This is a genomic window from Entomomonas sp. E2T0 (genome assembly GCF_025985425.1).
Lineage (GTDB): Bacteria > Pseudomonadota > Gammaproteobacteria > Pseudomonadales > Pseudomonadaceae > Entomomonas.
On the sequence record NZ_CP094972.1, the window covers coordinates 1,015,163 to 1,034,799 of the forward strand.

The window sequence follows — 19,637 nt, forward strand, 5'->3', positions numbered from 1 at the left end:
GAATGCAATTAAATGTAAATGGTGCGCAAGCAATCGAAGTTAATCAAGCAGTCTTTGATGCAAAGTACAATGAAACATTAATCCACCAAGCTGTAGTAGCTTATATGGCTGCTGGTCGTCAAGGTACACGTGCACAAAAAACTCGTGCAGAAGTATCTGGTGGTGGCAAAAAGCCTTGGCGTCAAAAAGGTACTGGTCGCGCACGTGCTGGGTCTACTCGTAGCCCAATCTGGCGTAGCGGTGGTACTACTTTTGCAGCTAAGCCACAAGATCATTCACAAAAAATTAACCGTAAAATGTATCGTGCAGCGATTCGTTCAATTTTATCTGAACTTGCGCGTACTGATCGTTTAGTAGTGGTTGAGAATTTTGCTGTTGATGCGCCAAAAACTAAAGAATTAGTGAATAAACTGCAAGCATTAGAGTTAAAAGATGTATTAATCATAACTGATGCTTTTGATACTAACCTATGGTTAGCAGCTCGTAACCTACCTCATGTAGATTATGTAGAAGCAAGTGGTTCAGATCCTGTCAGTTTAATTGCTTATGAAAAGGTACTTATTACTGTACCTGCTATTAAGAAAATTGAGGAGGTATTGGCATGAGTTTTGAACAAGCTCGTTTATACAAGGTTCTTCTTGCCCCTCTCCATACTGAGAAGTCAGAACTTATTTTAGAAGAAGGCGGTCAAGATCGCATTGCTTTTAAAGTGGCTGCTACTGCTAATAAAGTTGAGATCAAAGAAGCAGTTGAAAAACTATTCAAAGTTGAAGTAGCTAAAGTGATGACCTTAAACGTTAAAGGTAAGGTCAAAAGAGAAATGTCTGGTAAAACTTCAAAACGTATTCGTTTTGCAAAAGGTAAAGAAAGCGATTGGAAAAAAGCCTACGTTGTTCTTAAGCCAGGCAGTGTTATTGAATCATTAGCTGCTCAAGATAAATAAGGTAGGGTGCATCCATGGCTATAGTTAAATGCAAACCGACCTCAGCAGGACGTCGTTTCGTAGTTAAAGTAGTAACTCCAGAGTTACATAAAGGTGCTCCATATGCACCATTACTTGAGAAAAAGTCTAAGTCTGGTGGTCGTAACAATAATGGTCGTATCACTACGCGCCATATTGGTGGTGGACATAAGCAACATTACCGTTTAGTTGATTTCCGTCGCAATGATAAAGATGGTATTCCTGCGGTTGTAGAGCGTATTGAATATGATCCAAACCGTACTGCACATATTGCTTTATTGAAATATGCAGATGGTGAGCGTCGTTATATTATTGCACCTAAAGGTGTTAAAGCTGGCGATCAAATAATCGCTGGTGCGCATGCACCGATTAAGGCGGGTAATACATTACCATTACGTAATATCCCAGTAGGTAGTACTATTCACTGTATCGAAATGAAACCTGGTAAAGGTGCACAAATTGCACGTTCAGCGGGTGCTTCTGTACAGTTAGTTGCTCGTGAAGGTGCTTATGTAACGGTACGTTTACGTTCTGGTGAAATGCGTAAAATCTTATCAGAATGTCGTGCAACTTTAGGTGAAGTATCTAATGGTGAACATAGCTTACGTTCATTAGGTAAGGCTGGTGCAAGCCGCTGGCGTGGTATTCGTCCTACAGTACGTGGTGTGGCAATGAACCCTGTTGACCATCCACATGGTGGTGGTGAAGGTCGTACTTCTGGTGGTCGTCACCCAGTTACGCCTTGGGGTATCAAAACCAAAGGTAAGAAAACTCGTACTAATAAACGTACTGACAATATGATTGTCCGTCGTCGTAAATAAGTGAGGATACGATAATGCCACGTTCGTTAAAGAAAGGTCCTTTTATCGATCTTCACCTATTGAAGAAGATCGAAACGGCTGTTGAAAAGAATGATCGTAAGCCAATTAAAACTTGGTCACGTCGTTCTATGATATTGCCACAAATGGTAGGTTTAACTATCGCTGTTCACAATGGTCGTCAACATGTACCAGTACTTGTGAATGAAGATATGGTTGGCCATAAATTAGGCGAGTTTGCTGCTACCCGTACATATCGTGGTCATGCGGCAGATAAGAAAGCCAAGCGTTAATAGGTGAGCGTAATGAAAGAAGACAAAGATAAGATAGTATCTGCGAAATTATCAGGTGCTCGTATTTCTGCTCAGAAAGCTCGCTTAGTAGCTGATCAAATTCGTGGGAAGGAGATTGGCACTGCACTTAATTTACTAACGTTCAGCAGTAAAAAAGCTGCTCCGTTATTTAAGAAAGTGCTTGAGTCAGCGATTGCAAATGCTGAACAAAACAAGGGCTTTGACATTGATGACCTGAAAATTCATGCTGTTTATGTTGACGAAGGGCGTTCTTTAAAACGTATGCTTCCTCGTGCAAAAGGTCGTGCTGATCGTATTGTTAAACGGTCTTGTCATATCACTGTTAAAGTTATCGAAAAGTAACGGAGTCGATCAGATGGGTCAGAAAGTACATCCTACTGGCATACGCCTAGGAATCGTAAAGGAGCACACTTCTGTTTGGTATGCAGACCGCAAAAACTATGCGGATTATCTAAATACTGACTTGAAAGTTCGTGGTTACCTCCAAGATAAATTAAAAAACGCGTCCGTGAGCCGAATCGACATTGCTCGTCCAGCTCAAAGTGCACGTATTACTATTCACACTGCACGTCCTGGTATTGTTATCGGGAAAAAAGGTGAAGATGTGGAGAAGTTACGTCAGGACCTGACCAAACAAATGGGTGTTCCCGTTCATATTAATATTGAAGAAATTCGTAAACCAGAATTAGACGCAATGTTAGTAGCACAAGGTGTTGCCCAGCAGTTAGAGCGTCGTGTTATGTTCCGTCGTGCAATGAAACGTGCGGTTCAGAGCGCAATGCGTCTTGGTGCTAAAGGTATCAAGATTCAGGTAAGCGGTCGCTTAGGTGGTGCAGAAATCGCTCGTAGCGAATGGTATCGTGAAGGTCGTGTTCCTTTACATACACTTCGTGCCGATATCGATTATGCAACCTATGAAGCACACACTACTTATGGTGTAATCGGTGTTAAAGTTTGGATCTTCAAAGGCGAAGTTATTGGTGGCCAATTAGAAGAAACTAAACCAGCACCTACATCTCGTAAAAAAGCTGCTAAGTAAGGGGTACGCCAAATGTTACAACCAAAGCGTACAAAATTTAGAAAGCAGATGACGGGTCATAACCGTGGTCTTGCTCATCGCGGTAGCAAAGTGAGTTTTGGCGAGTACGCGCTGAAAGCTACTGGACGCGGTCGTTTAACTGCTCGTCAAATCGAAGCAGCACGTCGTGCTCTCACACGTCACGTTAAACGTGGTGGTAAAATCTGGATTCGTGTGTTTCCTGATAAGCCAATTACCAAGAAACCTTTAGAAGTTCGTATGGGTAAAGGTAAAGGTGGCGTAGAATACTGGGTAGCACAAATTCAACCTGGTAAAGTTCTTTACGAAATTGAAGGCGTTTCAGAAGTATTAGCCCGTGAAGCTTTTGCACTTGCTGCAGCTAAACTTCCTATTCCCACCTCTTTTGTTAAGCGGACGGTGATGTAATGAAATTAAAACAAAGACGTGAAGAAGTACGGAATCTTTCCGTAGAACAAATTAACGAGCAAATCATGGGCTTATTGCGTGATCAGTTTAATTTGCGTATGCAAAAAGCGACTGGTCAATTAGGTCAAGTTCACTTGCTCAAACAGGTTAAACGTGATATCGCTCGCCTTAAAACCGAGTTGACCGCGAAGCAGAAGCAGGCAGGTAAGTGATTATGGCTGAAGCTCAAAAAACCGTTCGCACGCTTATGGGTCGTGTGACTAGCGATAAAATGGACAAAACAATTACTGTATTGATTGAGCGTCGTGTAAAACACCCAATCTATGGTAAGTATGTTAAACGTTCTACTAAATTACATGCGCACGATGAGACTAATCAATGTCGCATTGGCGACACAGTTACCATTCGTGAAACACGTCCACTATCCAAGACTAAAGCTTGGACATTAGTGGAAGTTGTTGAACGCGCGGACGCAGTGTAAGGGGGTCGGAGAAAATATATGATTCAGACTCAATCAATGCTAGATGTGGCAGATAACAGTGGTGCACGTCGTGTGATGTGTATCAAAGTATTAGGTGGTTCTCACCGTCGTTATGCTGCTGTGGGTGACATCATTAAGGTAGCTGTGAAAGAAGCCATCCCACGTGGTAAAGTTAAAAAAGGGCAAGTGATGACTGCGGTAGTTGTACGTACTCGTCATGGTGTTCGTCGTCAAGATGGTTCTTTAATCCGTTTTGATGATAACGCAGCTGTGTTATTAAACAATAAGCAAGAGCCGATTGGTACCCGTATCTTTGGACCAGTAACTCGTGAACTTCGTACTGAGAAGTTTATGAAAATCGTCTCACTTGCTCCAGAAGTGTTGTAAGGAGAGGCGCTATGAAGAAGATTCGTCGAGATGACGAAATTATCGTCATCGCCGGTAAAGATAAAGGTAAGCGCGGCCGTATTGTTAAAGTGCTTGCTGATGATCGTGTGATTGTAAGTGGTATTAATATGGTTAAACGCCATACTAAGCCTAATCCACAAGCTGGTACTCAAGGCGGTATTGTTGAGAAAGAAGCACCTTTGCATATCTCTAACGTTGCTATTTTCAATTCTGAAACTAGCAAAGCAGATCGCGTAGGTTTTAAATTTGAAGATGGTGTTAAGGTTCGTATCTTCAAGTCCAATCAACAACCGATTGATGCTTGAGAAGGAAGGTAAATAACCATGGCACGTCTAGAAAAAGTTTATAAAGAACAAATTCTTCCTAAATTAAAGGATGAATTAAAATTAGCTAATGTGATGGAAGTTCCTCGCATTACCAAAATCACCCTTAACATGGGGCTTGGTGAAGCAATTGGCGATAAAAAAGTAATTGAAAATGCTTTAGCTGATCTTGAGAAAATCACAGGTCAAAAAGCAGTGGTTACTAAAGCGCGTAAATCAATTGCGGGTTTCAAGGTTCGTGAAGGTTGGCCAATTGGTATTAAGGTAACTTTACGTCGTGATCGTATGTATGAGTTTTTGGATCGTTTGATTTCGATCTCTTTACCACGTGTACGTGACTTCCGTGGCTTAAATGCCAAGTCTTTTGACGGACGCGGAAATTACAGCATGGGTGTAAAAGAACAAATCATTTTCCCAGAAATTGATTACGATAAAATTGATGCTTTACGTGGTTTAGATATTACTGTAACCACTACAGCGCGTACGGATGAAGAAGGGCGTGCATTATTACGTGCATTTAACTTCCCATTCCGTAACTAGGAGTTAGACAATGGCTAAAATGAGCATGAAAAACCGTGAATTGAAACGTCAACAAACGGTTGCTAAATACGCTGAAAAGCGTGCTGCTTTAAAAGCAATTATTGTTAACCCAAAGTCTACTGATGAAGAGCGTTGGGAAGCACAAGTTGCTTTACAAAAACAACCTCGTGATGCAAGTAAATCACGTATTCGTAACCGTTGCCGTATTACTGGCCGTCCACACGGTGTATACCGTAAGTTCGGTTTAGGACGTAACAAGTTACGTGAAGCAGCAATGCGCGGTGATGTGCCAGGTTTAGTGAAAGCTAGCTGGTAATCACTCAGTAATTAAGTTGTAAATAAGATAAGTCAAGCTTTATAGCTTGACTTATTTTTTTTGTGTCGTTAAAATGCTCGGCTCGCCGAATCTCTGTGTGGAGCATTTTGGCGTTTCGTAGCCTATTTATATTGATTTAAATAATAAAATAGGTTCTTTTATATTTTTAGGAGTAAAAATAGCCCATGAGTATGCAGGACCCGTTAGCTGATATGCTAACCCGTATCCGTAATGCCCAAATGGCTGAAAAGTCAGTTGTAAGCATGCCATCCTCTAAATTAAAGGTGGCTGTAGCCAAAGTTCTTCAAGACGAAGGTTACATTCAAGGGTACTCAGTTAGTGAAAGCGTAAAACCCGAGTTGACTATCGAATTAAAATATTTCGAAGGTCGTCCCGTTATTGAAGAACTTAAAAGAGCTAGTCGTCCAGGCTTACGTAACTACAAGTCAGCTTCTGAGCTGCCAAAAGTACGTGGTGGTCTAGGTGTATCTATCATCTCTACCAATAAAGGTGTGATGACTGATCGTGCTGCTCGCGCTGCCGGTGTTGGTGGCGAAGTACTTTGTACAGTATTCTAAGGGGAGTTAGCTATGTCACGCGTTGCTAAGAATCCCGTTACTATTCCAGCAGGGGTTGAAGTTAAAATCGCTGGAGATCAATTTTCAGTTAAAGGCCCAAAAGGTACTTTAGAAATGAAAATTCATCCTGCCGTAGAAATTACTCAGGATGGTGCTGAATTAAAATTTGCCTTACGTGAAAATGCTGAACTTAAAGTGAAAGCAATGTCTGGTACTACTCGCGCCTTAGTTAATAATATGGTGTTAGGTGTTAGTCAAGGCTTTGAGCGTAAACTATTATTAAATGGTGTTGGTTACAGAGCACAAGCTAAAGGTGAAGTTTTAAACTTAACCTTAGGTTTTTCGCATCCAATCGATTACCAATTACCTGCAGGTGTTACTGCAGAAACGCCTACTCAAACTGAAATTTTGATTAAAGGCATTGATAAACAACTAGTTGGACAAGTAGCAGCTGAAGTTCGCGGTTTCCGTCCACCAGAACCATACAAAGGTAAAGGTGTTCGTTATGCAGATGAAACTGTCCATCGTAAAGAAGCTAAGAAGAAGTAGGACATAGAAAATGAGCGACAAAAAAGAAACTCGTTTGCGCCGTGCACGTCAAGCACGTTTAAGAATGCGCGAGCTGGAAGTTGTACGTCTCTGCGTGTACCGCTCTTCCCAGCATATTTATGCGCAGGTTATTGCAGCTGATGGTGGCAAAGTATTAGCTTGTGCTTCTACGCTGGATAAAGAATTGCGTGATGGTGCAACAGGTAATATTGAGGCAGCTAAAAAAGTAGGTCAATTAATTGCGACTCGTGCTAAAGCTGCTGGTGTAACCAAACTAGCCTTTGACCGTTCTGGTTTTAAATATCATGGTCGCGTGAAGGCGTTAGCTGATGCTGCTCGTGAAGGCGGGTTGGAGTTCTAAATTATGGCAGAGCAAAGACGAGATCGCGATAATCGCGAAGAGAAAGAAAGCCGCGACGAAGGTTACATTGAGAAATTAGTTCAAGTAAATCGTGTAGCTAAAACTGTTAAAGGTGGTCGTATCTTTACTTTTACTGCATTAACTGTAGTAGGTGATGGTAAAGGTCGTGTTGGTTTTGGACGTGGTAAATCACGTGAAGTACCAGCAGCTATCCAAAAAGCAATGGAAGCAGCACGTCGCAATATGATTCAAGTTGATTTAAATGGCACTACTTTACAGTATCCAATTAAATCAGTACATGGTGCTTCTAAAGTTTACATGCAGCCAGCCTCTGAAGGTACTGGTATCATCGCTGGTGGTGCTATGCGTGCTGTATTAGAAGTAGCAGGTGTACAAAACGTATTAGCTAAGTGCTATGGTTCTACTAATCCTGTAAACGTTGTGTATGCAACTTTTAAAGGTTTAAGAGACATGCAATCTCCTGATGCCGTGGCTACTAAGCGTGGTAAAACAGTAGAGGAGATTCTGTAATCATGGCTACTGCTAACAAAGTAAAAGTTACTCTTATCAAAAGTACTAATGGTCGTTTAGCGAACCACAAGGCTTGTGTTAAAGGGTTAGGTCTACGTCGTATTGGTCACACTGTTGAAGTATTAGATACTCCAGAAAACCGTGGCATGATCAATAAGGCTTATTACCTTCTAAGAGTGGAGGATTAATAATGGCCCTATTTTTAAATGAAATCGCTAGTGCCCCAGGTGCACGTAAAGCTAAATTACGTGTTGGCCGTGGTATTGGTAGCGGTTTAGGTAAAACTGCTGGTCGTGGTCATAAAGGTGTGACTTCTCGTACTGGTGGTGGCGTTGCTCCAGGTTTTGAAGGCGGTCAAATGCCTTTACACCGTCGTTTACCAAAATTTGGCTTCGTTTCACAAAAAGCTTTAGATCGTGCAGAAGTTCGTACTTCTGAATTAGCTAAAGTAAAGGCTGATGTAGTAACACTACAAACTTTAAAAGAAGCTAATGTGATTAACTATAGTGTTAAGCGCGTTAAATTAGTGTTATCTGGTAAAGTAGCAAGTGCATTTACATTAAAAGGTATTCCTGCTACCAAAGGTGCGCGGGAAGCTGTGGAAGCTGCTGGTGGTAAGTTCGAGGACTAAATGGCTAAGCAAAACGCTCTCTCTTCATTTGCAGGTGGTGGTTTAACAGAGTTATATACTCGGTTAAAATTCTTATTCCTAGCAATTATTGTGTATCGAATAGGTGCTCATATACCTGTTCCTGGAATTAATCCTGATCAATTAAAGATTTTATTCCAACAACAAGGAGGGACGATCTTTGACTTATTCAATATGTTCTCGGGTGGTTCTCTTGAGCGTATGAGTATTTTTGCCTTAGGGATTATGCCCTATATTTCGGCATCAATTATCATGCAGCTCATGACTGCCGTAGTTCCTTCGTTAGAACAATTACGAAAAGAAGGGGAAGCAGGCCGTCGTAAAATAACTCAATATACTCGTTATGGTGCGTTATTTTTAGCGATTGTTCAGGCCATTGGTATGTCATTAGGTTTGGCTAGTCAAGGTGTTACTTTTAGTACAGCTTTCTCCTTCTTTTTTATTGCAGTAACTACCTTTGTTGCTGGTTCAATGTTTTTAATGTGGTTGGGTGAGCAAATTACTGAGCGTGGTGTTGGTAATGGTATTTCCATGCTAATCTTCGCTGGTATTGTGGCTGGTATTCCTAGTGCAATCGTTCACTCCTTAGCTGCTTCTAATGAAACAGGTGACTATTTTAGATCATTTGCAACTTTGCTTGTGGTAGGTGTACTAATCATTGCGATTGTAGCTTTCGTAGTATTTGTTGAGCGTGGGCAACGTCGTATTGAAATTAGCTATGCTAGACGTCAACAACAAGGTTATAAGAATTTTGCTAAACAAACTAGCCATTTACCATTGAAAGTAAATATGGCTGGGGTTATTCCTGCTATTTTTGCTAGTAGTATTTTACTATTCCCAGCATCTATAGCACAGTGGTTTGGCAAGGCTGAAGGTTTAGGATGGTTGGGTTCTGTAGCTCAGTTGTTAGCACCTAATCAGCCACTTTATATATTGTTGTTTATTGCTGGTATTGTATTTTTCTGTTTCTTCTATACTGCATTGGTATTTAATCCAAAAGATGTAGCAGAAAATCTGAAAAAGTCTGGTGCTTTCATCCCTGGTATTCGTCCTGGTGAGCACACTGCTCGTTACATTGATGGCGTGTTAACACGTTTAACTTTGTTCGGAGCAATTTATATGGCGGCGGTATGCTTATTACCTCAATTTTTGATTTCAAAAATTGGTTTGCCATTTTATTTAGGTGGGACGTCTTTATTGATCGTAGTAGTAGTTGTGATGGACTTTATGGCTCAAGTACAATCACATCTAGTATCTCATCAATATGACTCTCTAATGAAAAAATCTAATCTGAAAACCTATGGTAGATCGTAGGTCATAAGGTTTGGGGAGCTAGTGATGAAAGTCCGTGCATCGGTAAAGAAATTATGCCGCAATTGTAAGATTATTCGTCGCAATGGTATTGTGCGAGTAATTTGTAGTGCAGAACCTCGTCACAAACAACGTCAGGGTTGATTGTGCGCTTATAGTGATTCTCAGTAGCTAGTGTGCTACTGAGTTATTTTTTAACTACAGCAATAATATTTTATACCTTATTCCTGACTTCCAAGGTGAAAATAGCTGTCAAATGGAGTTTAATGAATGGCCCGTATTGCAGGCGTAAACATTCCAGATAACAAACATACTGTTATCTCGTTGACTTACATTTATGGTGTAGGTCGCGTTACTGCACATCAAATTTGTGCAGCGGCTGGTATTAATCCAGCTACGAAGATCAAAGATCTTTCAGAAGAGCAGCTTGAACAGCTTCGTGGTGAAGTGGCTAAATTTACGACTGAAGGTGACTTACGTCGTGAAGTTAATATGAACATTAAACGTTTGATGGATTTAGGTTGCTTCCGTGGCCTACGTCACCGTCGCGGTTTACCTGTTCATGGTCAACGTACTAAAACGAATGCTCGTACCCGTAAGGGACCACGCAAGCCAATTCGCAAGTAATTGTCTACTATAGGATTTAATTATCATGGCAAAACCTGCTGCTCGTACTCGTAAAAAAGTCAAAAAGACGGTGGTTGATGGGATCGCCCATATCCACGCTTCTTTTAATAATACCATTGTAACTATTACTGACCGTCAAGGTAATGCTCTATCTTGGGCTACTGCTGGTGGTTCTGGTTTCCGTGGATCTCGTAAAAGTACTCCATTTGCTGCTCAAGTAGCGGCAGAACGTGCTGGTCAAGCAGCATTAGAGTACGGTTTAAAGAATCTTGAAGTAAATGTTAAAGGTCCTGGCCCTGGTCGTGAGTCTGCTGTTCGTGCACTTAACGCTTGTGGTTATAAGATCGCTAGCATTACTGATGTGACGCCAATTCCTCATAATGGATGTCGTCCACCTAAGAAACGTCGTGTTTAAGGAGGCAGTGAAAAATGGCTCGTTATATTGGTCCCAAATGTAAACTGTCTCGTCGTGAAGGTACAGATCTTTTCTTAAAGAGCGGTTCACGCGCGTTAGAATCAAAATGTAATATGGAAACTGCGCCTGGTCAACATGGTCAACGTCGTGGACGTTTATCTGACTATGGTTTACAGCTTCGTGAAAAACAAAAAGTGCGCCGTATTTATGGTGTATTAGAGCGTCAGTTCAGCGGTTACTATAAAGAAGCGGCTCGTCGTAAAGGTGCAACAGGTGAAAACTTATTGCAAATTCTTGAGTGCCGTTTAGATAACGTAGTATTCCGTATGGGATTTGGTGCTACTCGTGCGGAAGCACGTCAGTTAGTATCACACAAATCTATTACTGTGAACGGTCAAGTAGTTAATATTCCATCATACCAAGTGAAAGCAGGTGATGTAGTAGCCGTTCGTGAAAAATGTAAGAATCAACTACGTATTGCTCAAGCATTAGAATTGAACTCTTCTCGTGGTTTTGTAGCATGGGTTGAAGTAGATGCTAACAAGAAAGAAGGCGTCTTCAAGAGCGTTCCTGAGCGTAGCGATTTACCAGCTGACATCAATGAAAACCTGATCGTTGAGCTTTACTCCAAGTAATTGCTAAATTAAAGGTGCTACCATGCATAGTATGCTAAATGATTTTCTGACTCCTCGACATATTGATGTTGAGGACATCAGTACAACTCGCGCTAAGATTACTTTAGAGCCTCTTGAGCGTGGGTTTGGTCACACATTAGGTAATGCATTACGCCGTATCCTGCTTTCTTCTATGCCAGGTTGCGCTGTAATTGAAGCCGAAATTGATGGTGTGCTCCATGAGTACAGCACTATTGAAGGTGTGCAAGAGGATGTAATTGAAATATTGTTAAACCTAAAAGGTTTAGCTGTTAAGTTGCATGGCCGTGACGAAGTAACTTTGACCCTTTCTAAAAAGGGTGAAGGTGTAGTGACTGCAGCAGACATTCAATTAGAACATGACGTAGAAATCGTTAATCCAGACCATATCATTGCTCATTTATCTAATAAAGGTGCATTGAACATGAGATTAAAGATTGCTCGTGGTCGTGGTTATGTACCTGCTGATGCTCGTGCTTCAGATGATGAAACAAGAGCAATTGGTCGCTTACAATTAGATGCTACTTTTAGTCCAGTGCGTCGTGTTTCTTACGTAGTTGAAAATGCTCGTGTGGAACAACGTACTAACTTGGATAAATTAGTGCTTGATTTAGAAACCAATGGTACTTTAGATCCTGAAGAAGCAATTCGTCGTGCTGCGACTATTCTTCAACATCAATTAGCTGCGTTTGTTGATTTACAAAGTGAAATTGAAACGATAGTTGATGAGCCTGAAGATGAAATTGATCCAATTCTACTTCGTCCAGTTGATGATTTAGAGTTAACAGTACGTTCAGCTAATTGCTTGAAAGCAGAAAATATTTACTACATTGGTGATTTGATTCAGCGCACTGAAGTAGAATTATTGAAAACGCCGAATTTAGGTAAAAAATCTTTAACTGAGATTAAAGATGTTTTAGCTTCTCGTGGTCTATCGCTAGGCATGCGCCTAGACAACTGGCCGCCGGCAAGTATTAAGAAAGATGATCGGTCTTTTGGCTGATCCTAATTACCACCGAGTGTATATTTGGTAAGGAATTACAACCATGCGTCATCGTAAAAGTGGTCGCCATTTAAACCGTACAAGCTCACATCGTAAAGCTATGTTCCAAAACATGGCAGTATCGTTATTTGAGCATGAATTAATTAAAACTACATTACCTAAAGCAAAAGAATTACGTCGCGTTGCTGAGCCGTTAATTACTTTAGCTAAAGTAGATAGTGTTGCTAACCGTCGTTTAGCATTTAGCCGTACTCGTTCTAAAGAAGCTGTAGGTATTCTTTTTAACGAACTAGGCAAACGTTATGCTACTCGTCCAGGCGGCTATATCCGTATTTTAAAATGCGGTTTCCGTCAAGGTGATAATGCTCCTATGGCTTATGTAGAATTAGTTGATCGTCCTTTGAAGAAAGAAGCGGTTGAAGTGGAAGCTAGTGCTGAATAAGTAATTAGCTACAAAAGTCATAAAAAAAGCCAAGCTATATGCTTGGTTTTTTTATTGTTGAAATTTATTAATATTTTATTTTTTTATAAGTTGAAATTAATGTAGTAGGTTAGATTGTTTATGGAAGAAATATATCAATCGTACATACATTGAATAGATTCTTTTAATAGTCTGTATCTGTTTTATAAATATTTAAATAATATAAGTATAAAAGAGCATATTAACTATATGATAGAGAATTATTTATTGTTTAAAGATAAGTTGAAAACTTACCTTCAGCAAAGAAGTATGTTATTAATTCCGATCTGTAAGATACAGTTGTTGACCTGGTTTAATTGAAGCATTAGCGCTTAATTGATTAAGTTCTAATAGTCTCTCTAACTTAATATTATTCTTTTGTGAGATACTCCAAAGATTATCACCCGCTTGGATGGTATATTTTCTATTATCTTTTAATACAATAGTTCTTAAAGGTTGTTCTGAAGAGTTGCTACTAGTAGAGGTACTGGCCACCATTGGTACTTTAAGTTGTTGTCCTGCTCTTAGCATTTGATTGTTAGCAAGCTTATTGATACTTCTTAATTCATTTACAGTAGTGTTATGCCTTGCCGCAATACTGCCTAATGTATCACCTGAGCGAATGTTATAATTATTCCATAATGAAATGTTTTCATTAGGAATACTACCAGTTGCCAATAGATCGCTAAAAATAGCAGCTTTATGTGCAGGAACTAATAATTGTTTAGGACATTCATTGTTGATAACAGCTTGTGCTTTTAATCCAGCATTTAAGTTTTGTAGCTCCTGAGAATCAACACCTATTAAAGAAGCTACAGTATCTAACTTAATTTGGTGGTTAATTTCTATTTTATTAAAGTAGGGTTGGTTAGGAATAGGAGCCAAGTTTACTTGATAGTTATCAGGAGAAAATGCAATTTTAGATAAAGCTAATAATTTAGGTACATAGTGGATGGTTTCATTAGGTAATGATAAATTCCAATAATCAGTCGGTCGATTTAGCTTTTGGTTTTGCTGAATAGCTCTTCTAACCGTTCCTTCACCTGAATTATAAGCTGCTAAAGCCAAAGGCCAATCATTAAACATATTATGTAGATATTGGAGATAATCTAATGCTGCATTAGTAGAAGCAATAATATCCAAACGACCATCATACCAACGAGTTTGTTGAAGATTAAAGTGAGTTCCTGTTCTAGGCATAAATTGCCATAAACCAGCTGCTTTCATATTAGAGTAAGCTGTTGGATTGTAGGCACTTTCCACAGCAGGTAATAAAGCAAGCTCTAAAGGCATATTACGTGCCTCTAATTGCTCAACAATATAGTGTAAATAAGGGCTACCTTTGGCAAATAATCGTTCTGTAGACTTTATATTAGAGGTTAATAAACGTTGTTGTTGGTCGATACGTGAGTTATTTGCACCAAGATATTCATTTTGTAGTTGGAAGCCATTGCGAACTCTTTGCCATAAGTCATCACCATAAAAGCTTTGTTGAATAACAGTGCCTCTTTTTAGAATAATATGTTTATCTTGAGAAAGAGCTACAGCATTATTATTGGATAGTTGATCTTTTTGAGAACTACAGCCAGCCGAAAACATTAATACTAAAGTACTAATTAAAAGTATAGTTTTACATGCTATATTTGATTTAAATACGTTTATTAGGCCAACCACATCAATATATCCCTACATTTAAAGTATCGATTTTAAAAAACATAATTTAAGAGGTCAAGTTTTTACAGGTTATTTCTTGATAAAACTCATCATTTAAAAGTTGTTTTTCCATTCTCTAATAGTTTTAAATATTTCAATAGGTGACTGAAGTTCTTGTTTTATGTGATAGCTAGCCGTTTGTCTGATACTTTCTAAATGACAGCGTAAAAAAGGATTAGTTTGTTGTTCTAAAGTTAAAGTAGTGGGCAATGTTATTTGTTGTTTTCTTCTTAATTCTATACAGTATTCTAGAAGTTTCTTAGCTTTATAATTAGTGGGTTCAACAGTATTAGCAAATTTTAAATTACTTACCGTATATTCATGAGCTGGATAAATAGTTGTTTCAGCAGGGAGTTGGTTAATTTTTTGTAAGGATTGGTACATTTGTTCCATAGTACCTTCAAAGACACGCCCACATCCTCCAGCAAATAAAGTATCACCACTAAAAAGCCAATGAGTTGTATCGTCTAATTGTTTTGGAAAAAAATAAACTATATGATCAAGAGTATGTCCTGGAACAGCTATTACTTGGACTTTTTTTCCAATTATATTAATAAGTTGATTATTTTCTAAAATAATATCTTTACTAGGGATAGAGGGATTATCAGGTGCTAAAACAATTGCTTTTGTGTGTTGTTTTAGGGTGTTAATGCCTCCTGTATGGTCATGGTGATGGTGAGTGATTAAAATATTTGTTAATTGCCACCCAGAATGTTGTCTTAACCATTGTAAAACGGGCTCTGCATCACCTGGGTCTACAGCAGCAACTTGTTTAGTTTTTTTATTTTTGATTAACCAGATATAGTTGTCACTAAAGGCTGATAAGGCTTCTACTTCGAACATGGTAATACTCATGTAATTAACGTAAGTAAAGAAGATAACTTTTTATAACAGATTTTTGAAGTATTTTTTAATATTTTATCTATAGGTTTGTTATATAAAGAGATATATTGATGAATAATTTAAAGGTGTAATCTGTTATATTGTGATTAATAGGAGCAAGATTAATTAAATGACAGAGATACTTCCACCAAATCAACAACAAATGAAGCAGCATGTGCAATCCATTAGGACATGGTTTGCTAGTGGTAAGGGGCAACGATTATTGTCACTTGAAAAACCATTGATTGAGCAAGCGCTTACCTACTATTTTGGTCGTTTTTTATTACAGGCAGGGCCATTATATAATTTAGTACAGCCTATAAAAGATGTCGATGAGATCATTTCTGTAGGTTGTGAAGGTTTCAATGCTGATATAGTTTGTGAGGAACATGCTTGGCCAATTCTGACAGAAGGAGTAGAGGCTGTTGTTTTGCAACATACTTTAGATTTTGCTTACTCTCCTCACAATACTTTACGAGAAGCTGCGCGTTGTATTAGGCCGGGTGGACATATATTAATTGTTGGTTTTAATCCCTATAGTTATTGGGGAATTTATCGGCGTTGCCATTTTGGGGTATTAAGTAAATCTCACAGTATTACTTATAGTCGATTAATGGATTGGCTAAGATTATTAGGTTTCGCTGTTGAACGTACATGGAAAGGGGCCTATGGCCTTCCAAACAGTGTAGTAGTAGATAAAGTGATAGGTTTGGAGGCAATAGGGCAGCATCGTAAATGGTGGGGAAATGGTTTTTATATTGTTAGTGCCCGAAAAATGATGATTCAACCGACACCATTAAAAAGCAAAAAGAAGAGTATTTTAGGTACTTTAGCTCCTATACCAGTGGTTAATAGAAATGATGTGAGGGTAGATGAGCGACATAGTTAAAATTTATACAGATGGAGCTTGTAAAGGTAATCCTGGCCCTGGTGGTTGGGGAGCATTACTGCTTTATAAAGGGATAGAAAAAGAGTTATGGGGTGGCGAACTTGAAACTACTAATAACCGTATGGAGTTATTAGCAGCTATTAAAGGTTTAGCTGCTTTAAAAAGGCCTTGTACAGTTGATTTGCTGACCGATTCACAGTATGTAAAAAAAGGCATTACAGAGTGGTTGGCAGGTTGGAAAGAAAAAGATTGGAAAACAGCTAATAAGAAACCTGTTAAAAATGTAGACTTATGGAAAATGCTGGATGAACAAGTAGTAAGACACCATATTACTTGGAAGTGGGTAAAAGGCCATGCAGGTGATATAGGTAATGAACGTGCAGATCAGCTGGCCAATCGTGGTGTTACTGAAATAATAGAGAGTTTAGGTTAGTTAAAGTAGAGTAGCTATGAGAAGTGTAGTATTAGATACAGAAACTACAGGTATGCCTGTAACAGAAGGCCATCGAATTATTGAAATTGGTTGTGTAGAAATAGTTAATAGGCGCTTAACTAATAGGTATTTTCATGTTTATTTACAGCCAGACCGAGAAATTGATGAAGAAGCTATTAAAGTTCATGGTATTACTAATGAGTTTTTAATTGATAAGCCTCGTTTTAAAGATATTGCTAATGATTTTTATGAGTTTATTAAAGATGCACAGTTAGTGATACATAATGCTGTGTTTGATATTGGCTTTATTAATAATGAATTTGAGCTTTTAGGGCAAACTGATAGAGCTAATGTTGAAGCCTATTGCTCAGTACTAGATTCTTTACAATTAGCTAGAGAACGCCATCCAGGGCAACGTAATAGTTTGGACGCACTTTGTAAGCGTTATCATGTCGATAATTCAGGCCGAGAGTTGCATGGCGCTTTGCTGGATGCTGAGTTATTAGCTGATGTCTATCTAACAATGACAGGTGGGCAGACGAATTTAGGTTTAGAAGCTAATGCACAATCTAATCTGTCAGGGGGGCAAGCTGCTGCTATTCAAAGATTACCTTTGGATCGTCCTAAAACAAGGGTGATAAAAGCAACAGATGAAGAGTTGCTAGCGCATGACGCTAGATTAACTGAAATAGAAAAAGCTTCAGGTAACCCTGCATTTTGGAAAGTATTAACAGATAGTTAACTAATTGTGTCGAATAGCTACAAAATACTGTGCTAGGCTGTTAAACTTTAATTAATTTTATTTTTAAGAATGGGGAGTCTGTTCTATGGCTCGTTCGGTAGAGTCCAGAGTATTACAGTTTTGTCATGGTTATGATGGCCCTTTTTTAGATTGTGCTAGACAGTACGCTAGCCTTTTTAAAGGTACATCTTATAAAGTTACCACTGTATTTTTAACAGGCAAACCCAGTGCTGAAGTGGCAAAACAATGTGCTTCTGATGAAGTACTATTTATGGATTTTACCTCAGCAGATGTACGGGGCTTAAAGCTTAAAGCAATACGTGATTTACGCGCTATTGCTGCTTCACGCGATTTTAAATTTTGTATTGCACACCGCTTTAAACCCATTTGGATTGCTTGTTTAGCTACCTCATTACCTGTTATTGGTGTTCATCATGCATTTGGTGATTATGAGCGTTGGGGACGTCGTTTATTTGCTAACTGGCAAAAGAAAAGATTATCTCTATTAGGTGTATCAAATGCAGTAAGAGATGATATGAGAAAATGCTTGCCAGCTTGGCCCAGTGATCGTATAGAGACACTCTATAATCATATTAGCATCGATCAAGTACGCAGCAAATTACTATCACGAATAGAAGCAAGACATGCATTGCATTTAGATAAGCATGCTTGGATTGTGGGTAATGTTGGTCGTTTGCATCCTGATAAGGATCAGGCTACTTTATTAAGAGCTTTTGCCTTAGCAAAACCAAAGTTACCTAAAAATAGTCAAGTGGCTATTATGGGAACAGGACGTTTGGGAGACCAGCTAAAAGGTTTAGCAAAAGAGTTAGCTATTGCTGAGGATGTATTATTTTTAGGGCAAGTTGAGCAAGCGCGCAGTTATTTCAAAGCATTTGATTTATTTGCTCTTACCTCAGATAAAGAGCCATTTGGTATGGTGCTATTAGAAGCAATGGCTGCAGATATACCCATTATTTGTTCAGATTGTGGCGGTGGTAGAGAAGTAGTAAAGGATGTAGGAATACTTTTCCCCTTTGGTGATGAACAATTATTGGCAGAGGCATTAGTTAGAATGTCTCAATTAACATTAGAACAGCTACAAAGTTGTCATGATGCTATGCAAGTTAAACTTTATAGTCACTTTTCTGATGAGTCAGTAGAGCAGACTTTCTGGCGTTTGCCAATGGTACAACCTTTCAGAATTAATGATGTGGGATAGAGAACCTTCTTTTGTTATTGATATTCTGCCAAAATCAGAAGATATAGATGATTTTGGGCATGTTAATAATGCTATCTATGTAAAATGGTTAGAGGATTGTGCGTGGCAGCACTCTAATTCTCTTGGTTTAAATATGGATGTTTATAGACAACTAGATAGAGGAATGGCAGTTATTCGTCATGAAATAGATTATCTAGCTAGTGTTTATTGTGATGAACAATTAAAGTTAGCTACATGGATTGTAGAGATGGATAATAAACTTAGAATGAGCCGCCAATTCCAATTAATAAATACCCAAAATCAACAAACAGTTTTAAAGGCAAGGACTCAATTCTGTTGTATTCAGCTTACAACAGGAAAGCCTAAGCGGATGCCCATAGAGTTTATTGAATGTTATGGTAAAGCAGCATTAACTTTTGTTTGATCAATATATTGTCGACTGAAAATAAAATTTTATGGTTAGAACGGATGCTAAACATTGACTATATGAAATTATTGGTAATATTATTTAGATTGTAAAAACAATAAAATGGCACAATATATTACTAAAGAGTTATCTTAATTAAATGTAGTATATGTTATGACCAAGAAACTTATTATTTTATTATTTAGCCTTTTTATACCATTCGCCTATGCGGATGTGACGCCTAGTATTTCGCAAAAAGCACAGACTCTTATTTCTGGAAAACAAGAAAAGGGTCAAAATCGAAAAACTGATCTAACTAAAGAACTGTTAAATCCAGTAGACCTTCCTATTACTAGAGGCCAACTTCAAGGTAATAATCAGTGGGATTTTGGCTTACCTAATAAAGAGATCCTAAAAGGAGAGGATAGTATTGGTGGGGTGCTGCCTGACTTATTTAATATGCCAACGGGACAGGATCGTTTTGGCATTAGAGGTGATGTAATCAAAAGCGTTGACCTAAAGGAAAAGGGTGATATTGATGGTGCTAATATTCAGTTTATTTTTAGAAAATAAAGCGTTTATTAGAA

General features: G+C 38.7%; 34 protein-coding genes. 32 read left to right on the forward strand and 2 right to left on the reverse strand.

From position 1 onward, the window contains the following. Positions 1 to 2 precede the first annotated feature (2 nt). The 26 genes from rplD to rplQ all read left to right on the forward strand — a co-directional run bounded on the left by rplD (position 3) and on the right by rplQ (position 12,745). Positions 3 to 605 carry a 50S ribosomal protein L4 gene (gene rplD, locus MTZ49_RS04855; RefSeq protein WP_201092231.1) on the forward strand — a complete coding sequence of 201 codons (603 nt, stop codon included), beginning with the start codon at positions 3 to 5 and terminating at the stop codon, positions 603 to 605. Continuing rightward, positions 602 to 943: a 50S ribosomal protein L23 gene (rplW, locus tag MTZ49_RS04860; RefSeq protein WP_201092230.1), complete on the forward strand. Its 342-nt coding sequence runs from the start codon at positions 602 to 604 to the stop codon at positions 941 to 943. Before rplD ends, rplW begins: the two co-directional genes overlap by 4 nt. A gap of 14 nt (positions 944 to 957) precedes the next feature. Continuing rightward, positions 958 to 1,782, forward strand: a complete 825-nt coding sequence (gene rplB / locus MTZ49_RS04865) for a 50S ribosomal protein L2 (RefSeq protein ID WP_201092228.1) — start codon at positions 958 to 960, stop codon at positions 1,780 to 1,782. Between the two features lie 14 nt (positions 1,783 to 1,796). Continuing rightward, complete coding sequence (gene rpsS, locus MTZ49_RS04870) at positions 1,797 to 2,072, forward strand: 30S ribosomal protein S19 (RefSeq protein WP_201092227.1); 276 nt, start codon at positions 1,797 to 1,799, stop codon at positions 2,070 to 2,072. Between the two features lie 12 nt (positions 2,073 to 2,084). Continuing rightward, positions 2,085 to 2,435 carry a 50S ribosomal protein L22 gene (gene rplV / locus MTZ49_RS04875; RefSeq protein ID WP_201095922.1) on the forward strand — a complete coding sequence of 117 codons (351 nt, stop codon included), beginning with the start codon at positions 2,085 to 2,087 and terminating at the stop codon, positions 2,433 to 2,435. 13 nt (positions 2,436 to 2,448) lie between these two features. After that, positions 2,449 to 3,132, forward strand: coding sequence for a 30S ribosomal protein S3 (gene rpsC, locus MTZ49_RS04880; RefSeq protein ID WP_201092226.1), 684 nt, complete (start codon positions 2,449 to 2,451; stop codon positions 3,130 to 3,132). Positions 3,133 to 3,144: 12 nt separating this feature from the next. Further along, on the forward strand, positions 3,145 to 3,558 hold the full coding sequence (gene rplP / locus MTZ49_RS04885; protein ID WP_201092225.1) for a 50S ribosomal protein L16: 414 nt from the start codon (positions 3,145 to 3,147) through the stop codon (positions 3,556 to 3,558). Next, positions 3,558 to 3,770 (forward strand): 50S ribosomal protein L29, encoded by a 213-nt coding sequence (rpmC, locus tag MTZ49_RS04890; protein WP_201092222.1) that lies wholly within the window; start codon positions 3,558 to 3,560, stop codon positions 3,768 to 3,770. Before rplP ends, rpmC begins: the two co-directional genes overlap by 1 nt. A 2-nt stretch (positions 3,771 to 3,772) precedes the next feature. Beyond that, complete coding sequence (rpsQ, locus tag MTZ49_RS04895) at positions 3,773 to 4,039, forward strand: 30S ribosomal protein S17 (protein WP_201092220.1); 267 nt, start codon at positions 3,773 to 3,775, stop codon at positions 4,037 to 4,039. Between the two features lie 18 nt (positions 4,040 to 4,057). Beyond that, positions 4,058 to 4,426 (forward strand): 50S ribosomal protein L14, encoded by a 369-nt coding sequence (rplN, locus tag MTZ49_RS04900; protein ID WP_201092214.1) that lies wholly within the window; start codon positions 4,058 to 4,060, stop codon positions 4,424 to 4,426. Between the two features lie 11 nt (positions 4,427 to 4,437). Continuing rightward, positions 4,438 to 4,752 (forward strand): 50S ribosomal protein L24, encoded by a 315-nt coding sequence (gene rplX, locus MTZ49_RS04905; protein WP_201092211.1) that lies wholly within the window; start codon positions 4,438 to 4,440, stop codon positions 4,750 to 4,752. Between the two features lie 18 nt (positions 4,753 to 4,770). Continuing rightward, positions 4,771 to 5,310, forward strand: coding sequence for a 50S ribosomal protein L5 (gene rplE, locus MTZ49_RS04910; protein ID WP_201092208.1), 540 nt, complete (start codon positions 4,771 to 4,773; stop codon positions 5,308 to 5,310). A 10-nt stretch (positions 5,311 to 5,320) separates the two neighbouring features. Continuing rightward, on the forward strand, positions 5,321 to 5,626 hold the full coding sequence (gene rpsN, locus MTZ49_RS04915; RefSeq protein WP_264747257.1) for a 30S ribosomal protein S14: 306 nt from the start codon (positions 5,321 to 5,323) through the stop codon (positions 5,624 to 5,626). Between the two features lie 185 nt (positions 5,627 to 5,811). After that, positions 5,812 to 6,204: a 30S ribosomal protein S8 gene (gene rpsH, locus MTZ49_RS04920; RefSeq protein WP_201092200.1), complete on the forward strand. Its 393-nt coding sequence runs from the start codon at positions 5,812 to 5,814 to the stop codon at positions 6,202 to 6,204. A gap of 12 nt (positions 6,205 to 6,216) precedes the next feature. Further along, on the forward strand, positions 6,217 to 6,753 hold the full coding sequence (rplF, locus tag MTZ49_RS04925; protein ID WP_264747258.1) for a 50S ribosomal protein L6: 537 nt from the start codon (positions 6,217 to 6,219) through the stop codon (positions 6,751 to 6,753). 10 nt (positions 6,754 to 6,763) lie between these two features. Next, positions 6,764 to 7,114: a 50S ribosomal protein L18 gene (gene rplR, locus MTZ49_RS04930; protein WP_201092196.1), complete on the forward strand. Its 351-nt coding sequence runs from the start codon at positions 6,764 to 6,766 to the stop codon at positions 7,112 to 7,114. 3 nt (positions 7,115 to 7,117) lie between these two features. Next, positions 7,118 to 7,645 (forward strand): 30S ribosomal protein S5, encoded by a 528-nt coding sequence (gene rpsE / locus MTZ49_RS04935; protein ID WP_201092191.1) that lies wholly within the window; start codon positions 7,118 to 7,120, stop codon positions 7,643 to 7,645. 2 nt (positions 7,646 to 7,647) lie between these two features. Beyond that, entirely contained in the window at positions 7,648 to 7,833 is a 186-nt protein-coding gene (gene rpmD, locus MTZ49_RS04940) for a 50S ribosomal protein L30 (protein WP_201092185.1), read from the forward strand. Positions 7,834 to 7,835: 2 nt separating this feature from the next. Continuing rightward, on the forward strand, positions 7,836 to 8,276 hold the full coding sequence (rplO, locus tag MTZ49_RS04945; RefSeq protein ID WP_201092184.1) for a 50S ribosomal protein L15: 441 nt from the start codon (positions 7,836 to 7,838) through the stop codon (positions 8,274 to 8,276). Next, on the forward strand, positions 8,277 to 9,608 hold the full coding sequence (secY, locus tag MTZ49_RS04950; protein ID WP_264747259.1) for a preprotein translocase subunit SecY: 1,332 nt from the start codon (positions 8,277 to 8,279) through the stop codon (positions 9,606 to 9,608). Positions 9,609 to 9,632: 24 nt separating this feature from the next. Beyond that, the gene (rpmJ, locus tag MTZ49_RS04955) at positions 9,633 to 9,749 is read left to right on the forward strand and encodes a 50S ribosomal protein L36 (protein WP_201092182.1); all 117 of its coding nucleotides are present in this window, start codon (positions 9,633 to 9,635) and stop codon (positions 9,747 to 9,749) included. 126 nt (positions 9,750 to 9,875) lie between these two features. After that, a complete protein-coding gene (gene rpsM / locus MTZ49_RS04960) occupies positions 9,876 to 10,232 on the forward strand; it encodes a 30S ribosomal protein S13 (RefSeq protein WP_264747260.1) in 357 nt (118 codons plus the stop codon). A gap of 25 nt (positions 10,233 to 10,257) precedes the next feature. Continuing rightward, on the forward strand, positions 10,258 to 10,647 hold the full coding sequence (gene rpsK / locus MTZ49_RS04965; protein ID WP_109704024.1) for a 30S ribosomal protein S11: 390 nt from the start codon (positions 10,258 to 10,260) through the stop codon (positions 10,645 to 10,647). A gap of 14 nt (positions 10,648 to 10,661) precedes the next feature. After that, positions 10,662 to 11,282 (forward strand): 30S ribosomal protein S4, encoded by a 621-nt coding sequence (gene rpsD / locus MTZ49_RS04970; protein WP_201092165.1) that lies wholly within the window; start codon positions 10,662 to 10,664, stop codon positions 11,280 to 11,282. 22 nt (positions 11,283 to 11,304) lie between these two features. Continuing rightward, positions 11,305 to 12,303, forward strand: a complete 999-nt coding sequence (locus MTZ49_RS04975) for a DNA-directed RNA polymerase subunit alpha (protein WP_201092151.1) — start codon at positions 11,305 to 11,307, stop codon at positions 12,301 to 12,303. Between the two features lie 43 nt (positions 12,304 to 12,346). Beyond that, entirely contained in the window at positions 12,347 to 12,745 is a 399-nt protein-coding gene (gene rplQ, locus MTZ49_RS04980) for a 50S ribosomal protein L17 (RefSeq protein WP_264747261.1), read from the forward strand. 294 nt (positions 12,746 to 13,039) lie between these two features. Here rplQ and MTZ49_RS04985 read toward each other — a convergent pair whose 3' ends face one another. Both MTZ49_RS04985 and gloB read right to left on the reverse strand, forming a co-directional pair. Then, on the reverse strand, positions 13,040 to 14,437 hold the full coding sequence (locus MTZ49_RS04985) for a LysM peptidoglycan-binding domain-containing protein (protein WP_264747262.1): 1,398 nt from the start codon (positions 14,435 to 14,437) through the stop codon (positions 13,040 to 13,042). A gap of 93 nt (positions 14,438 to 14,530) precedes the next feature. Further along, positions 14,531 to 15,331, reverse strand: coding sequence for a hydroxyacylglutathione hydrolase (gene gloB / locus MTZ49_RS04990; protein WP_264747263.1), 801 nt, complete (start codon positions 15,329 to 15,331; stop codon positions 14,531 to 14,533). A gap of 157 nt (positions 15,332 to 15,488) precedes the next feature. Here gloB and MTZ49_RS04995 point away from each other — a divergent pair, with 157 nt between their 5' ends. The 6 genes from MTZ49_RS04995 to MTZ49_RS05020 all read left to right on the forward strand — a co-directional run bounded on the left by MTZ49_RS04995 (position 15,489) and on the right by MTZ49_RS05020 (position 19,623). Beyond that, a complete protein-coding gene (locus tag MTZ49_RS04995; RefSeq protein WP_264747264.1) occupies positions 15,489 to 16,247 on the forward strand; it encodes a class I SAM-dependent methyltransferase in 759 nt (252 codons plus the stop codon). Continuing rightward, positions 16,231 to 16,680, forward strand: a complete 450-nt coding sequence (gene rnhA / locus MTZ49_RS05000; protein WP_264747265.1) for a ribonuclease HI — start codon at positions 16,231 to 16,233, stop codon at positions 16,678 to 16,680. Before MTZ49_RS04995 ends, rnhA begins: the two co-directional genes overlap by 17 nt. A 16-nt stretch (positions 16,681 to 16,696) precedes the next feature. After that, positions 16,697 to 17,422, forward strand: coding sequence for a DNA polymerase III subunit epsilon (dnaQ, locus tag MTZ49_RS05005; RefSeq protein ID WP_264747266.1), 726 nt, complete (start codon positions 16,697 to 16,699; stop codon positions 17,420 to 17,422). An 85-nt stretch (positions 17,423 to 17,507) separates the two neighbouring features. Beyond that, the gene (locus tag MTZ49_RS05010; protein WP_264747267.1) at positions 17,508 to 18,644 is read left to right on the forward strand and encodes a glycosyltransferase; all 1,137 of its coding nucleotides are present in this window, start codon (positions 17,508 to 17,510) and stop codon (positions 18,642 to 18,644) included. Beyond that, a complete protein-coding gene (locus tag MTZ49_RS05015; protein ID WP_264747268.1) occupies positions 18,631 to 19,068 on the forward strand; it encodes an acyl-CoA thioesterase in 438 nt (145 codons plus the stop codon). The genes MTZ49_RS05010 and MTZ49_RS05015 overlap by 14 nt, the downstream gene beginning before the upstream one ends. A 156-nt stretch (positions 19,069 to 19,224) precedes the next feature. Further along, positions 19,225 to 19,623 carry a hypothetical protein gene (locus MTZ49_RS05020; protein WP_264747269.1) on the forward strand — a complete coding sequence of 133 codons (399 nt, stop codon included), beginning with the start codon at positions 19,225 to 19,227 and terminating at the stop codon, positions 19,621 to 19,623. Positions 19,624 to 19,637: the final 14 nt, after the last annotated feature.